This window comes from Bradyrhizobium sp. (genome assembly GCF_036735945.1).
GTDB lineage: Bacteria > Pseudomonadota > Alphaproteobacteria > Rhizobiales > Xanthobacteraceae > Bradyrhizobium.
Window position 1 is genome coordinate 158822 of the sequence record NZ_DAINNI010000001.1, and the last position, 16283, is coordinate 175104.

The 16283-nt window shown below is 63.2% G+C and carries 11 protein-coding genes; 8 read left to right on the plus strand and 3 right to left on the minus strand.

The features are described from left to right. Positions 1-112 precede the first annotated feature (112 nt). The 6 genes from kdpA to V7E26_RS00730 all read left to right on the plus strand — a co-directional run bounded on the left by kdpA (position 113) and on the right by V7E26_RS00730 (position 9781). Complete coding sequence (kdpA, locus tag V7E26_RS00705) at positions 113-1816, plus strand: potassium-transporting ATPase subunit KdpA (protein WP_324412390.1); 1704 nt, start codon at positions 113-115, stop codon at positions 1814-1816. A gap of 23 nt (positions 1817-1839) precedes the next feature. Continuing rightward, complete coding sequence (kdpB, locus tag V7E26_RS00710) at positions 1840-3948, plus strand: potassium-transporting ATPase subunit KdpB (RefSeq protein WP_324412392.1); 2109 nt, start codon at positions 1840-1842, stop codon at positions 3946-3948. Positions 3949-4061: 113 nt separating this feature from the next. Beyond that, a complete protein-coding gene (locus V7E26_RS00715) occupies positions 4062-4664 on the plus strand; it encodes a K(+)-transporting ATPase subunit C (RefSeq protein WP_324412394.1) in 603 nt (200 codons plus the stop codon). Positions 4665-4705: 41 nt separating this feature from the next. After that, on the plus strand, positions 4706-7423 hold the full coding sequence (locus V7E26_RS00720) for a sensor histidine kinase KdpD (RefSeq protein ID WP_324412396.1): 2718 nt from the start codon (positions 4706-4708) through the stop codon (positions 7421-7423). Further along, positions 7420-8109, plus strand: a complete 690-nt coding sequence (locus tag V7E26_RS00725) for a response regulator transcription factor (protein WP_324412398.1) — start codon at positions 7420-7422, stop codon at positions 8107-8109. The genes V7E26_RS00720 and V7E26_RS00725 overlap by 4 nt, the downstream gene beginning before the upstream one ends. A gap of 112 nt (positions 8110-8221) precedes the next feature. Beyond that, positions 8222-9781, plus strand: coding sequence for a serine hydrolase domain-containing protein (locus V7E26_RS00730; protein ID WP_324412400.1), 1560 nt, complete (start codon positions 8222-8224; stop codon positions 9779-9781). 84 nt (positions 9782-9865) lie between these two features. Here the strand turns inward: V7E26_RS00730 and V7E26_RS00735 are convergent, their stop codons facing one another. Further along, positions 9866-10483, minus strand: coding sequence for a glutathione S-transferase family protein (locus V7E26_RS00735; RefSeq protein WP_324412402.1), 618 nt, complete (start codon positions 10481-10483; stop codon positions 9866-9868). 199 nt (positions 10484-10682) lie between these two features. Here V7E26_RS00735 and V7E26_RS00740 point away from each other — a divergent pair, with 199 nt between their 5' ends. Further along, complete coding sequence (locus V7E26_RS00740) at positions 10683-11288, plus strand: pyridoxamine 5'-phosphate oxidase family protein (protein WP_324412404.1); 606 nt, start codon at positions 10683-10685, stop codon at positions 11286-11288. Between the two features lie 15 nt (positions 11289-11303). Here V7E26_RS00740 and V7E26_RS00745 read toward each other — a convergent pair whose 3' ends face one another. Further along, the gene (locus V7E26_RS00745) at positions 11304-12914 is read right to left on the minus strand and encodes an AMP-binding protein (RefSeq protein ID WP_324412406.1); all 1611 of its coding nucleotides are present in this window, start codon (positions 12912-12914) and stop codon (positions 11304-11306) included. A 336-nt stretch (positions 12915-13250) separates the two neighbouring features. Here V7E26_RS00745 and ligD point away from each other — a divergent pair, with 336 nt between their 5' ends. Next, complete coding sequence (gene ligD / locus V7E26_RS00750) at positions 13251-15926, plus strand: DNA ligase D (protein WP_324412408.1); 2676 nt, start codon at positions 13251-13253, stop codon at positions 15924-15926. 150 nt (positions 15927-16076) lie between these two features. Here ligD and V7E26_RS00755 read toward each other — a convergent pair whose 3' ends face one another. Next, entirely contained in the window at positions 16077-16241 is a 165-nt protein-coding gene (locus V7E26_RS00755; RefSeq protein WP_212223701.1) for a DUF3309 family protein, read from the minus strand. Positions 16242-16283 lie beyond the last annotated feature (42 nt).

The window sequence follows — 16283 nt, forward strand, 5'->3', positions numbered from 1 at the left end:
GCCGTCATGACCACGCTCGCCGCCATCGTGCTGGCCTTCGTTGCGACCGCGGCGCCGCTCGTCGTGCTCGTCAAGCTGCTGCTGGCCGCACCGAAATCCTGAAAGGTTTGCCATGACACTCATCGGCTGGATGCAGATCGTCCTCTACTGCGCGATCATCGTCGCGCTCGTCAAACCACTCGGCTGGTATATGACGCGTATCTTCAACGGTGAGCGTACGTTCCTTTCGCCGATCCTGCAGCCGGTTGAAAAGGGACTATACTGGATTGGCGGTGTCGACGAGAAGCGCGAGCAGCATTGGCTGACCTATGCAGTCGCCATGCTGCTGTTCCATCTTGGCGGCTTCCTGATCATCTACGGCCTGATGCGCCTGCAGGCGCTGTTGCCGCTCAATCCGGCTGAACAATCCGCTGTCGCGCCGGACTTGTCGTTCAACACCGCGATTTCCTTCATCACCAACACCAACTGGCAGAACTACGGCGGCGAAAGCACGCTGTCCTATCTGACCCAGATGGTGGGGCTGACGCATCAGAACTTCCTGTCGGCGGCAACAGGCATTGCGCTGGCGGTGGCGCTGATCCGCGGCTTTTCGCGCTCCTCGATGCGCACGATCGGCAATTTCTGGGTCGACGTGACGCGCTGCACACTCTATGTGCTGTTGCCGATCTGCATCGTCTACGCGTTGTTCCTGGTTTGGCAGGGCATGCCGCAGACGGTCGGCGCCTATGTCGAGGCGACGACGCTGGAGGGCGCGAAGCAGACCATCGCGGTCGGCCCCGTGGCCTCGCAGGTCGCGATCAAGATGCTCGGCACCAATGGCGGCGGGTTCTTCAACGCCAATGCGGCGCACCCGTTCGAGAACCCAACGGCGTTGTCGAATTTCGTGCAGATGGTCTCGATCTTCGCGCTCGGCGCGGCGCTGACCAACGTGTTCGGCCGCATGATCGGCGACGAGCGGCAGGGCTGGGCGATCCTTGCGGTGATGGGCGTGTTGTTTCTGTCGAGTGTTGCGGTCACCTATTGGGCCGAAGCCAGCGGCACCTCGACGCTTGCCTCGTTCGGGTTGACTGGCGGCAACATGGAAGGCAAGGAAGTTCGCTTCGGCATCGTCGCGTCCTCGCTCTTCGCCGTCATCACCACGGCGGCCTCGTGCGGTGCGGTCAACGCGATGCACGATAGCTTCACCGCGCTTGGCGGCATGATCCCGCTGATCAACATGCAGCTTGGTGAAATCATCGTCGGCGGCGTCGGAGCCGGTCTATACGGTATGCTGCTGTTCGTCGTGCTGGCGATCTTCGTTGCCGGCCTGATGGTCGGCCGTACGCCGGAATATGTCGGCAAGAAGATCGAGGCGCGCGAAGTCAAGATGGCGATGCTGGCGATCCTGGTGCTGCCCCTGATGTATCTCGGCTGGACCGCTGTCGCCGTGGTGCTGCCGTCGGCGGTGGCATCGATGGCCAACGCCGGCCCGCACGGCTTTACCGAGGTGCTCTATGCCTTCACGTCCGCCACGGGCAACAACGGCTCGGCCTTCGGCGGGCTGACCGGCAACACCTTATTCTACAATCTGACGCTCGCCAGTTCGATGTTCGTCGGCCGCTTCTTCATGATCGTGCCGGCAATGGCGATGGCGGGCTCGCTCGCCGCCAAGAAGTCGATCCCGCCCTCGGCCGGCACGCTGCCGACCACCGGCGGCCTGTTCGTCGGTCTCGTCGTCGGCGTGATCGTGATCATCGGCGGTCTCACCTTCTTTCCGGCGCTGGCGCTCGGGCCGATCGTCGAGCATCTCGCCATGAACGCGAACACCCTGTTCTGAGCGGCGTTTTCGGAGTTACGGCCATGGAATCCATGAAACTGCAGAAGAAGACGACGGAGTCGGCAATGCTCGATCCGAAGATCGTCGTGCCCGCGATCAGGGCGGCCTTTGCGAAACTCGACCCGCGGCTGATGATCAAGAACCCCGTGATGTTCGTGGTCGAGATCGTAGCCACCCTCACGACCGTGATCTTCCTGCGCAACCTGGTGACGGGCGGCGAAAGTCTTGCCTTCACCTTCCAGATCATCCTGTGGCTGTGGTTCACCGTCCTGTTCGCCAATTTTGCCGAGGCGGTGGCGGAAGGCCGCGGCAAGGCGCAGGCGGAATCGCTGAAAAAGACCCGCACCGAGAGCCAGGCGAAATTGCTCGAGGGTTCCACCCGCGACTATCGGCTCGTCGCCGGTACCGCGCTCAAGGTCGGCGACATCGTCCTGGTCGAAGCCGGCGACAACATCCCGTCCGACGGTGAGGTGATCGAGGGTGTTGCTTCCGTGAACGAGGCGGCCATCACCGGCGAATCCGCGCCCGTGATCCGCGAATCCGGCGGTGACCGTTCGGCGGTGACCGGCGGCACGCAGGTGCTGTCCGACTGGATCCGCGTTCGCATCACGGCCGCCCAGGGCTCGACCTTCATCGATCGCATGATCAAGCTGGTCGAGGGCGCCGAGCGTCAGAAGACGCCGAACGAGATCGCGCTCAACATCCTGCTCGCAGGCCTCACCATCATCTTCGTGTTCGCCACGGTGACGATCCCGAGCTATGCCGCCTATGCCGGCGGCTCGATCTCGGTCGTGGTGCTGGTCGCGCTGTTCGTCACGTTGATTCCGACCACCATTGGCGCGCTGTTGTCGGCGATTGGCATCGCCGGCATGGACCGTCTGGTGCGCTTCAACGTGCTCGCGATGTCCGGCCGTGCGGTCGAGGCCGCCGGCGATGTCGATACGCTGCTGCTCGACAAGACCGGCACTATTACGCTCGGAAACCGCCAGGCGACGGCGTTCCGTCCCGTGCGCGGCGTCACCGAGCAGGAACTGGCTGACGCGGCGCAACTCGCATCGCTCGCAGACGAGACGCCGGAGGGCCGTTCGATCGTCGTGCTGGCGAAGGAGAATTACGGCATCCGTGGCCGGGACATGAAGGAGCTCAACGCCACCTTCGTTCCCTTCACCGCGCAGACGCGCATGAGCGGCATCGACGCCGGCTCGCTCTCGGTCCGCAAGGGCGCGGTCGACGCCATCCTCAGCCATGTCGGTGGCGGTGTGCAGACGGTGGCTACCGGCAATATAGTCCGCGCGCTGCAGCCTCCCTTGAGCGAAGCCGGCCGCGAGGTGCAGGTCATCTCCGATGAGATTGCCAGGGCCGGGGGCACGCCGCTGGCGGTCGCGCGCGACGGCAAGCTGCTCGGCGTCGTGCACCTGAAGGACATCATCAAAGGCGGCATCCGTGAGCGCTTTGCCGAGCTGCGCCGCATGGGTATCCGCACCGTGATGATCACCGGCGACAACCCGATGACGGCCGCGGCCATCGCCGCCGAAGCTGGCGTCGACGATTTCCTCGCCCAGGCAACGCCGGAGGACAAGCTGAAGCTGATCCGCGACGAGCAGGCCAGGGGCAAGCTGGTGGCAATGTGCGGCGATGGCACCAATGACGCGCCCGCGCTGGCGCAGGCCGATGTCGGCGTCGCCATGAACACTGGTACGCAGGCCGCCCGCGAGGCGGGCAATATGGTCGACCTCGATTCCAACCCGACCAAGCTGATCGAGGTGGTCGAGATCGGCAAGCAGCTATTGATGACCCGCGGCGCTCTGACGACGTTCTCGATCGCCAACGACGTCGCCAAATATTTCGCGATCATTCCGGCGATGTTCCTGGCGTTCTATCCGCAGCTCGAAGTGCTCAACGTCATGCATTTGGCAAGCCCGCAGAGCGCCATCCTGTCCGCGATCATCTTCAATGCGTTGATCATCATCGCGTTGATTCCGTTGGCGCTGAAAGGCGTCGCTTATCGGGCCGTCGGGGCAGGGGCGCTGCTCCGCCGTAATCTTTTGATCTACGGGCTCGGCGGCATCATCGTTCCCTTCGTCGGCATCAAGGCGATCGACCTCGCCGTCGCGGCCCTGGGATTGGCTTGAACTTCACCGTCATTGCGAGGAGCGAAGCGACGAAGCAATCCATCTATCCGCTCGTGGCACCATGGATTGCCTCGCTGCGCTCGCAATGATGGAGAAACTAACGGAGATCAAAAATGCTCAGAGAAATCCGCCCCGCTGTCCTCATCCTGCTATTGCTCACCGCGATCACCGGACTTGCCTATCCGCTCGCGATGACCGCCATCGCCGGCGTGATCTTTCCGAAACAGGCGCAGGGCAGCCTGATCGAGAAAGATGGCAAGGTGATCGGCTCGGCGCTGATCGGGCAGGAGTTCAAGGACGACAAATATTTCCACGGCCGGCCGTCCGCGACCTCGGCGCCGGACCCGGACGATTCCACCAAAACGGTATCCGCGCCCTACAACGCGGCGAATTCCGGCGGCTCCAACCTCGGTCCGACCAGCAGGGCGCTGGCAGGCCGGATCAAGCAAGATGTCGAGATGTTGAAGGCCGAAAATCCTTCCGCCGCCGTGCCGGTCGATCTCGTCACGACGTCAGGCAGCGGGCTCGATCCCGATATTTCGCCGGAGGGCGCGTTGTTTCAGGTGCCGCGCGTGGCCAAGGCGCGCAATCGGCCGGAGGCGCGCGTCCGAGAACTGGTTGCCGAGCACGTCCAGGGCCGCATGGCGGGATTGCTGGGCGAGCCCAGAGTTAACGTCCTGGCGCTGAATCTGGCATTGGACGAGGCTTCCAAATGAGAGCGGCTAGGCCCATCGGCGCGTGAGGACTATATTGCCGCATGGTCCAAAATCGCCGTGACCCCGAACAGCGTCCTTCGCCGGAAGCCCTCCTGGAAGCGGCCCGGCGCGAGGAGAGACATGCGGGCCGACTCAAGATATTCGTCGGCGCCGCGCCCGGCGTCGGCAAGACCTATGAGATGCTGCAGAGCGCCCACGCCCGGAAGAAGGCCGGCGCCGACGTCGTCATCGGCATCGTCGAAACCCACGGGCGGCCCGAGACCGAAGCGCTGCTCAGCGGCCTCGAAGTGCTGCCGCGCCGGCGGCTTGCCTACAAGGAGCAGACGCTCGAGGAGATGGATCTCGATGCGCTGATCGCCCGGCGGCCGCAGATTGCCCTTGTCGACGAACTCGCCCATACCAACGTGCCGGGCAGCCGCCATCCCAAGCGCTATCTCGACGTCGAGGAGCTGCTGTCGCACGGCATCGACGTCTATACGGCGGTCAACATCCAGCACATCGAGAGCCTGAACGACGTGGTCGCGCAGATCACGCATGTGCGGGTGCGCGAGACCGTGCCTGACAGCATCTTCGATCGCGCCGATGCGATCGAACTGATCGACCTCACGCCCGACGACCTGATCCAGCGGTTGAAGGAGGGCAAGGTTTACGTTCCCAGGCAGGCCGAGCGGGCGCTGGAGCACTATTTCTCGCCGGGCAACCTGACCGCGCTGCGCGAACTGGCGCTGCGGCGCACCGCCGAGCGCGTCGACGAGCAGTTGCTCAACCATATGCAGGCCAATGCCATCGCGGGTCCCTGGGCCGCCGGCGAGCGCATCCTGGTCTGCGTCAGCGAAGATCCGCGCGCGGCAGGCCTCGTGCGCTATACCAAGCGGCTGGCGGACCGGCTGCATGCGCCCTGGACGGCCGTCAGCATCGAGACGCGGCGCAGCCTGCACCTTACCGACGAGCAGCGCGATCGCCTTGCCGATACCATGCGGCTTGCCGAAGCGCTTGGCGGCGAGGCCTTGACCATTCCCGGCGTCGGCCGCCGCATCGCCGACGACGTCATCCATTTCGCGCATGCCAACAACGTCACCCAGATCATCATCGGCAAGTCGTCGCGCTCCTGGTGGTTCGAGCTGACGCGGGGTTCCGTCGTGCACGACCTAGTGCGACGCGCCGGCAATATCAGCGTGCACGTCATTGCCGGCGATGATCAGGGCGTGGTGAAAGCGGCCGTGCAGACCGCGGCGCGACAGGAGCCGTTCAATCCGCGGCCTTATTTGATGGCGCTGTTGTTCGTCGGAATGGGCCTCGCCGCAGCCCAGTTGATCCGGCAGATGTTTGGCGGCATCGAGAACGTCGATTTGGTGTTCCTCACTGCTGTCGTTGGCGTTGCGGCGCGCTTTGGGCTGTGGCCGTCGCTGCTGGCGAGCGTTGCGGCGTCGCTTTGCTACAATTTCTTCTTCCTGCCGCCGGTCTTTACTTTCACCATCACCGATCCGACCAATGTGACGGCGTTCTTCTTCTTCATGCTGATCGCGCTGCTCGTCTCGAATGTCGCGGCGCGGGTGCGGTCGCAGGCCGATACCGCGATCGGGCGGGTGCGCACCACTGAATCGCTTTATGCGTTCAGCCGGAAGCTCGCGGGCACCGCGACGCTGGATGACGTGCTGTGGGCGACGGCCTACCAGATTGCACTGATGCTGAAAGTGCGCGTGGTGCTGCTGTTGCCGGAGGACGGCGTGCTGACCGTGAAGTCGGGCTATCCGCCGGAGGACCAGCTCGACCAGGCGGATCTCGCGGCCGCCAACTGGGCCTGGAGCAATGATCGTCCGGCCGGACGCGGCTCGGATACGCTGCCCGGCGCCAGGCGGCTGTTCCTGCCAACCCGCACCGGCCGCGGCGCGATCGGCGTCATCGGCATCGACGACGACCGCACCGGGCCGCTGCTGACGCCGGATCAGCGCCGTCTCCTCGACGCGCTGGTCGACCAGGGCGCGCTTGCGATCGAGCGTGTGCTGCTGGTCGAGGACATGGACCGCGTCAAGCGCACGGTGGAATCCGACCGGTTGCGCGGCGCGCTCCTGACCTCGATCTCGCACGATCTGAAGACGCCGCTGGCGTCCGTGCTCGGCGCGGCCTCGACCTTGCGCGATCTCGGCGCCGGGCTGACGGATGCCCAGAAGAACGAACTGCTCGGCACCATGATCGACGAATCCGAGCGGCTCAACCGCTTCATCGCCAACCTGCTCGACATGACCAGGCTGGAATCCGGCGCCGTCATGCCGAATGCCACGCCGCATGATATCGGCGAGATCGTCGGCAGCGCGCTGCGGCGCGCCGGAAAGATTCTCAGCCATCACAAGGTGTCGCTGGAGATTAACCCCAACCTGCCGATGCTGGAGATCGATGCCGTCCTGTTCGAGCAGGTGCTGTTCAACCTGCTCGACAATGCCGCGAAGTATGCTCCCGCCGGCACGACGATCTCGATCAAGGGGATACGCGATCAGGCGAAGGTCCTGCTGCAGATCATCGACGAGGGTGGGGGCATCCCGCCGGCGGAGCTGGAAAACGTGTTCGACAAGTTCTATCGCGCCCAGAAGGGCGATCACGTCCGTCCCGGCACCGGCCTTGGGCTGGCGATTTCCCGCGGTTTCGTCGAGGCGATGCACGGCACGATCTCGGCCGCCAACCGTGCCGATCGTTCCGGCGCTGTCATCACCATCCGCCTGTCGGTCCCGGCGGCGTCGGATACGCTGGATACCGCCGCATGAGCGCCGCCTCGATCAAGGTCCTGGTCATCGATGACGAGCCGCCGATCCGCAAATTGCTCCGGATGGGGCTGAGCACGCGGGGCTATGACGTCCTTGAAGCCTCGAACGGCAAGCTGGCGCTGGAAAAGCTCGCCGAGAACCCGGCGCTGATCATCCTCGATCTCGGGCTGCCCGACATCCAGGGCCATGATCTCCTGCGCATGATCCGCGGCCGTAACGAGAGCGTTCCGATCGTGGTGCTGTCAAGCCGCGGTGACGAGGCCGGCAAGGTGCAGGCGCTCGACCTCGGCGCCGACGATTATCTGACCAAGCCGTTCGGCATGGACGAACTGCTGGCGCGGATGCGCGCGGCGCTGCGCCATCAATTGCAGGTGCAGGGCGAGCGGCCGGTGTTTCGCGCCGGCGACCTCTCGGTCGACCTGGTCCGCCGCATCGTCAAGGTCGGCGAGCGCGAGGTGAAGTTGTCGCCGAAGGAGTATGAATTGCTGCGCGTGCTGGTGCAGCATGCCGGCAAGGTGCTGACCCATCGCTTCCTGCTGAAGGAGCTGTGGGACGAACTGACGGATGCGCAATATCTGCGCGTCTATGTCCGCCAGCTCCGCCAGAAGATCGAGGCCGATCCCGAGCGTCCGCAGTTCGTGCTGACCGAAACCGGCATCGGATATCGGTTCAGGGCGCCGGATTAGTGAATCATGCCATCTCTACATGGAACAATCTTGCGTAGCGTAAAAAGAAACGTTCTACTGAGGAAGGTTTTTCTGCTCGAAAGCATAACAGGGATCATGAGGGGAATCGCCGATGCTGCGTCTGCGTCATGCGACAGCCGTGGTGCTCTTCACCGGGCTTCAGTGTCTCGCCGCCTCCGGCTTGATTGCCGGTACGGCGGATGATCAGGTTCAGGAAGCCGTATGGCCCACGAAGGCCTGGCCGGTCTCAACCCCCGAAGAGCAGGGGATGCAATCCGGTACGCTGGCCCGGCTCGTGGAGACTGTGGGGGGCTACAAGCAGGACAGCCTGCTGATCGTCAGGCACGGGAAGATCGTGCTCGATGCCTACTATGCTCCCTATCAGCCCAACATTACCCACGACTTGAGATCGGTTACGAAAAGTATTGTCAGCACATTGACGGCCATCGAAATCAAGCAAGGCCTGCTCGACAGCGTTGATCATCCGGTGATGGATTTGTTCGCGGACAAGCAAATTCCCAATATCGACGAAGCCAAGAAGGCGATTACCGTTCAGCATCTGCTGGACATGACCTCGGGCTTCGAGTGGCAGGAAAAATCCTATACGCCCGATGAGACCATCATGCGGATGTATCAGGCGCCCGATCGGACCGCCTTCGTGCTCAGCCAGCCGATGTCGGACGCTCCGGGCGCCAAATTCTATTACAACAGCGGCAATCCGTACGTGCTGTCCGCGCTAATCAACAGGAAGACCGGTGAGAACGCGCTGGATTTCGCGAAGAAAGAGCTGTTCGGGCCGCTTGGCATTACCAGCGCTCGCTGGGGCCGGCCCGACGCCCAGGGTGTCATTGATGGCGAAGCGGGATTGTCGCTCGCGCCGCACGACATGGCTCGAATTGGCTATCTCTACCTTCGCAATGGGATGTGGGACGGAACGCAGATCATCCCATCGTCATGGGTCGATCAGGCGAGGGAAGGAAAGGTTCAGGCGACTTTCGGATTTCGCTACGCAAATCTGTGGTGGTCGCTGCCCGAGAAGGGCGCCTACATGGCGCGAGGTCGCCATTCGCAACTGATCCTCGTTCTTCCGAAGCTGGATATCGTTGCGGTCATGACCGGCATTCTGCGCGATGACCAGTTCTATCCAACGATCAGGCTGATCGATGATATCGCCAACGCGGTCAAGTCGGACCAGCCGCTGCCGCCCGATGCCGTCGCGCAATCCCTGCTCACTGCATCGGTTCGCGACGCCGCCACGGAGCGACGGTCGCCGCTCGGCAAGACCCCCGAACTGGCGCAACAAATATCGGGAAAAACCTATCAGGTCAGCGGCAATACGCTGAGAATAAAGACATTCGCGCTGCACCTCGTCGGTCCGGACCCGTTCTGGGAAATCACGACCAATGCCGGACGGGTGGACCAGCCCGAGGGACGCTTTTCAGGACTTCTGGGCCTCGACGGGAGTTTTCGAAGAAGCCCACCGGTCAATTACGGGATCAATGCATCCAAGGGACGTTGGCTGGACGAACGTAGATTTGCATTGGAGCGCCGAATACTCGGACATAGCGAAACGCAGCTCTGGATCCTCGCTTTCGATGGCAACAAGGTCGAAATTGCCTTTGAAAATACCGATGGTACCAAGGCAAAGCTGTACGGCGAAGTGAAAGAGTGAGCGCGGTCGCTTCTCGCAGGAATTTTCGGTTGCGGACGTCACTTGCCTGCCGCTTGCGCTCGCCGGATTGATCAGATCTGACGTCTATTTGCGGCGAGCTTGGTCACGTACGCGCGCATAGGCAGGTCGAGCCAGGCAGCCGTTCAGCCATCGCGTCAGGTCCGGGTAGGCGGACAAGTCCAGCCGAGCCATTTTTGCCCACACCAGGATGCTCGCGACGTTGAGGTCGGCGACGGTAAAGCTGGTGCCGGCCAGGTAGTCGCGGCCGGCCAGCGCATCGTTCAGCACGCCGAGCGGCTTCTTCAGCAGCAATTCGTTGCGCTCTATCGCCGATGGATCGCGGGCAAACTCCGCCAGCAGCGCCCGGTGCTCCAGAAGATGGAGCAGCAGATGTTCGATCTCCAGCATCGCCCAGAAGCTCCACTGCGCAGCGAGGCCGAGTACCTCCGGGTTGGTGCAGTGCATCGGCCCGTCATATTTCTGCGCGAGGTACAGATTGATCGCCATCGACTCCCAGAGCACGACATCGCCGTCGACCAGCGTCGGAATCCGGGCATTTGGGTTCAGTCGCAGATATTCTGCAGTCTGCAGATCGTCTGCGCGCGTGCTTCTTTCCACCAACTGATATGGTCTGCCGACTTCCTCAAGCATCCACAGGCACCGTATCGCTCGCGATCTTGGGTTTCCATAAAGCTGCAGCATCGGTGGGCTCCCGGCAGGATGGCGGCGGGGTAATCTACCGGCTTTGAACTGGCTCCGATAGCTCGCGATAGCGATCGCTATCGCGATCCGAAGGCGGGGCAGCCCGCCGCATGCAGTCCCCCCATAAAGTGCTATTCTTGCCTTGGGATCTGACCCGGGCTCCGTAGCCGGGGGAAACAGAACAGGAGGACGTCCGGCCATGGCTGAGAGCGTGATGTACCACGACGGCAACAGGCAATTGCAGGACCGCTTCGACAGCCGTCGGATTTCGGATCGGCTGGAAGAGAAGCTGACGCGCAAGGAGTTCACGGCTGACGACAAACAGTACATCGAAAGCCTGCCGTACTTTTTCCTCGCGACCGCCGATGCCGAGGGGCGCCCGGATTGCTCCTTCAAGGGCGGAGCGCCGGGCTTTGTCCGCGTCACCGGACCTTCCGAACTGGCTTTTCCCGACTATGACGGCAACGGCATGTTCAAGAGCCTGGGCAACATTGTCGTCAATGCCGATGTCGGCTTGCTCTTCATCGCCATGCACGGCAAGCCGAAACGCTTGCGGGTCAATGGCCACGCGACGGTGAGCGAGAACGATCCGCTGCTCGCGGAAACGGTCGGCGCGCAGCTCATCGTTCGCGTCACCGCGCGCGCGATCTTTCCGAACTGCCCGCGCTATATCCCAACGATGGGTGCGATCGAGCCGTCGATCTATGTGCCCGTCGCCGGCCAGGATGTGCCGGAGCCGTCGTGGAAGGGGTTTGCGGACTTCAAGGATTGCATTCACCCGCGGCAGCCGACCTTCAAGGGGTAAGCGGCAAACGCCAAGTCACTGGATCGCCGTCATTTCGCCCTTGGTCCAGGCTTCCCGCAGCTTGAATTTCTGGATCTTGCCCGATCCGGTCAGCGGGAATGTGTCCACCACGTACCAGTGTTTCGGCGTCTTGTGCGGGGCGAGCGAGGCGCGCATGTAGGCGATCAGTTCTTCCTTGTCGATCACGGCGCCCGGCGCGGGCCTGATGAAGGCCGCGACCTCTTCGCCCCACTTCTCGTGGGGAACGCCGATGACAGCGATTTCGCCGACCTTGGGATGCTTGAACAGCAGTTCCTCCAACTCGCGCGGATAGATGTTCTCGCCGCCGCGGATGATCATGTCCTTGAGGCGGCCTTCCACCGTGCAATAGCCGCGCTCATCCATGGCGCAGAGATCGCCGGTATGCAGCCAGCCATCGGCATCGATCGCGGCCCTGGTTGCGTCGGGCATTTCGAAGTAGCCGATCATGACATGGTAGCCGCGGGTGCAGAACTCGCCGATCGCGCCGATCGGCACCGTCTCGCCGGTGTTGGGGTCGATGATCCTGGTTTCCATGTTGGGCAGCGGCAGGCCGATCGTGTCGGCCTTGTCCTCGACGCTGTCGGTGGTGCTGGTCTGCGCCGCCACGGGAGAGCATTCGGTCTGGCCGAACACGATGGTGAAGGGCGCGCCGAGCTTCTCTTCCAACAGCCGCACCAGCGCCGCCGGCACTGTCGAGCCGCCGGAACAGATCGCCTTGACCGACGACAGGTCGGTGGTTGGGAATGCCGGGTGCTCCAGCATTGCGACCAGCATGGTGGGAACGCCGAGCATGGCGTTGCCGCGATAGGTCCCGAGCATTTCCAGCACGAGGCCCGGCTCGAATGCTTCGATCAGCACGGTGGTCGCCGCCTTCGACACTGCGCCGATCACGCAGCAGACGCAGCCGCCGGTATGAAACAGCGGCATCGTGGTGACGAAGACGTCGCCGGGGCCGACGCCCATGCGGTCAGCGGTATCGGCGCCGTTGTTGAGCAGCCCGCGATGACGGAGCAGGGCGCCCTTGGGAAAGCCGGTGGTGCCGGAGGTGTACTGGATCATGACGGGATCGTCGGGGCTGACGGACGGCAGCCTGATTTTCTCGTCGTCGCCCGCGGCGATGAAGGCATCCCAATCGTCGAAGCAGATGATCTCGCGCAACTCCGGGCAGTTCGGCTTCACCTCCCGGACCGTTTCCAGCATCGGGTTGCCGCGAAATCCGTTGACGACGAAGACCCCGGCCGAGCGCGACTGCTTCAGCACATATTCAACTTCGCGGGCGCGAAACGCCGGGTTGACGGTGACCAGGACCATGCCGGCCATGCCGGCGCCGAATTCCAGCATCATCCATTCCGGGATGTTCTGCGCCCACACCGCGATGCGTTCGCCGGGCTTGAAGCGCGACAGCAGCGCGCGTGCGGTACGCTCCGCTTCGCGGTAGAACTCCGCGTAGGTCCATTGCCGCCGCAGCTTCGGATCGGGGACACCGGCAATCAGGGCCAGACGATCGGGCGCAGCTTCGGCCGCCTTGCGCAGGAGATCGCCGAACGTCATTTCCCGCACCGCAGGCGTGCTCGGTCCCACGACGTGCGACTTCGTCAATGCCATCAAATCCTCCCCGGTCCGGCGCCGTTATTGTCGGTGGCGTCAGGTTTCCGGGGAAAATGCCTTCGGACTTCGGGTAATGCAAGCGGGACGGGATGCAGTCGAAAGATGAATGGCTCGGAAGGCGCTGCGGCCGCAACCTCGCCATTGCGAGCCACCCGGTCGGCGCGAAGCGCCGCCGATGACAGGTTCCGCGAAGCGATCCATCGCTTCACACACGCGAAGGCGCGAGGGCCATTGACGATCTCCGGTACGGGTTGGGTTCGGGAACCTCAACGGCTAGTATGGGTTTTCTTTCCGAATGCCGCCCGCGGGCGGCCGCAAGGCTCGAGGTTTGCCGTGGCGTTGAAGAAGCTCAGCACCTATCGGAAGAAGCGCAACTTCGGCAAGACGGCCGAACCCTCTGGCGACGTCAAGGTCGCCCCCGCTTCGCGGCGCCGTTTCGTGATCCAGAAGCATGACGCCACGCGCCTGCACTATGATCTCCGGCTCGAATTCGACGGCGTCTTCAAATCGTGGGCGGTCACCAGGGGCCCTTCGCTCGATCCGCATGACAAGCGGCTCGCGGTCGAGGTCGAGGATCATCCGCTCGATTACGGCGATTTCGAAGGCACCATTCCCGAAAGCCAGTATGGCGGCGGCACCGTGATGCTGTGGGACCGCGGCTACTGGGAGGCCGACGACCCCGAGCGCGGCTTCAAGAAGGGCGACCTGAAATTCACGCTGCATGGCGACAAGCTGCATGGAAGCTGGGTGCTGGTTCGGATGCGCGGCGACCGCTACGGCGGCAAGCGCACCAACTGGCTCCTGATCAAGCACCGCGACGAATTCGCGAAGGAGGGCGGGGCCAACGACGTTCTGGAGGAAGATCGTTCCGTCGCCTCGGGGCGGACGATGGACCAGATCGCGCAAGGCAAGGGCAAGACGCCAAAGCCGTTCATGCTGGCAACGAAGACCAGGGCGGACGCGGTCTGGCAGTCGAACCGGGGCGATGCCGCCGAGGCGCGCGCGAACAGGAAGACCGCGGCGTTGCGCGCCGCCCCTGAGACGAGGACCCACAAACCGGCGCCGGCGGCAAAGCCGAAGAAGATCGCTTCGATGCCGGATTTCGTTGCGCCGCAGCTCTGCACGCTGGTCGAGCGGCCGCCGGGTGGCGAGGGCTGGGGCCACGAGATCAAGTTTGACGGTTACCGCGTGCAGTTGCGGGTCGAGGATGGCGAAGCAGTACTGTGCACGCGCAAGGGGCTCGACTGGACCGACAAGTTCAAGGCGATCGCCAATGAGGCGAAGTCGCTTGGCGACGTGCTGATCGATGGCGAGATCGTCGCGCTCGATCATAACGGCGCACCGAATTTTTCAGCCCTGCAGGCCGCGCTGTCGGTTGGCGACAGCGAGAGCCTGATCTTCTACGCGTTCGACCTGCTGTTCGCCGATGGCGAGGACCTTCGTGGCCTGCCGCTCGGCGAGCGCAAGGCGCGGCTGAAGAAGCTGCTGGAGGCGCGCAAGGGCAAGCAAAGGCAGATCCGCTATGTCGAGCATTTCGAAAGCGGCGGCGATGCCGTCCTGCAATCGGCCTGCAAGCTGGAACTGGAAGGCATCGTCTCCAAGAAGCTCGACGCGCCCTATCGCTCCGGCCGCTCGGAAGGCTGGACCAAGGCCAAATGCCGGGCCGGCCACGAGGTGGTGCTGGGCGGCTGGAAAACCACCAACGGAAAATTCCGCTCGCTGATGGCGGGCGTCTATCGCGGCGACCATCTCGCGTTCGTCGGCATGGTGGGGACCGGGTTCGGACAGGACAAGGTCCGCCGCATCATGCCCGCGTTGAAAGCTTCTGCCTCCGACACAAGCCCGTTTGGTGGCAAGAACGCGCCGAAGAAGACCCGCGACGTGCACTGGCTGAAGCCCGAACTGGTCGCCGAAATCGAATTCGCCGGCTTCACGGCGGATGGAAACATTCGCCAGGCTGCGTTCAAGGCTCTGCGGCAGGACAAGCCGGCCGCGGAGGTGGAAGCGGAAACGCCGTCGAAGCGAGGCGTCACGCAGCCGAAACCCGGCAAGGGCAAGAACACGGACAAGGCAGTGGCGGCGCGCGCCAAGCCGTCCACCAGGAAGGCCGGCGAAGTCATGGGCGTGGTGATTTCCAAGCCCGACAAGGCGCTGTGGCCCGACGCCGGCGACGGCGAGGGCGTCACCAAGCTCGATCTGGCGCACTATTTCGAGGCGGTCGGCGAATGGATGATCGCGCACATCCGGGGGCGTCCATGCTCGATCGTGCGGGCGCCCGACGGCATCCACGGCGAAAAATTCTTCCAGCGCCACGCCATGCAGGGTGCGTCAAATCTGTTCGATCTGGCGAAAGTGTCGGGCGACCGCAAACCCTATCTGCAGATCGATCGGGTCGAGGCATTGGCCGCGGTCGCGCAGATCGGCGGGCTCGAACTTCATCCCTGGAATTGTGCGCCCGATGACTATGACACGCCGGGGCGGCTGGTGCTCGATCTCGATCCCGCGCCGGACGTCGAATTCTCCGAGGTGATTGAAGCGGCCAAGCAGATGCGCCGGCGGCTCACCGATGTCGGCCTGGAAAGTTTCTGCAAGACCACCGGCGGCAAAGGGTTGCACGTGGTGACGCCGCTGCTCCATGGCGCGAGGGACAAGGTGTCATGGAAGGAGGCCAAGGCGTTCGCGCAAGGCATCTGTCAGTGGATGGCAAACGACGATCCCGAGCGCTATTTGCTCAACATGTCGAAAAAGCTGCGCAACGGAAAGATCTTCCTCGATTATCTCCGCAATGACCGTATGTCGACGGCCGTCGCGGCGTTGTCGCCGCGTGCGCGCGAGGGCGCGACGGTCTCGATGCCGCTGACCTGGACACAGGTGCGTGGCGATCTCGATCCGAAGAAGTATACGGTTCGCACCGTGCCTGGGTTGTTGTGGAAGACGAAGGCGTGGGATGGTTATGATGATGCCGCAGCATCGATCAAGTCCGCGATGAAGAAGCTGGCTTCAATGTAGGACGTCTCATCTTCCTCGGTCGTCATACCCCGCGAAAGAGAAGTATCCAGTACGCAGAGGCCTCTCGAATCATCAGGAACGCCTCTGGATACTGGATCACCCGCTTGCGCGCGTGATGACCGTTTTCCGATTGTATGGATCGCAATCCGATCACAGCTTTCCGAGCAGCAACAGGATCAGCAGGATCACGATGATGAGGCCCAGGCCGCCGCCGCCATAATAGCCGGTGCCATAGAACGGTCCACCGCCGATGCCGCTGAAGCCACCCAGCAGCGCGATGATGAGAATGATCAGAATGATGGTACCAATAGACATAAAACTCTCCTCAGCCCGAACGGGACGTTTGCATGTTCTGCC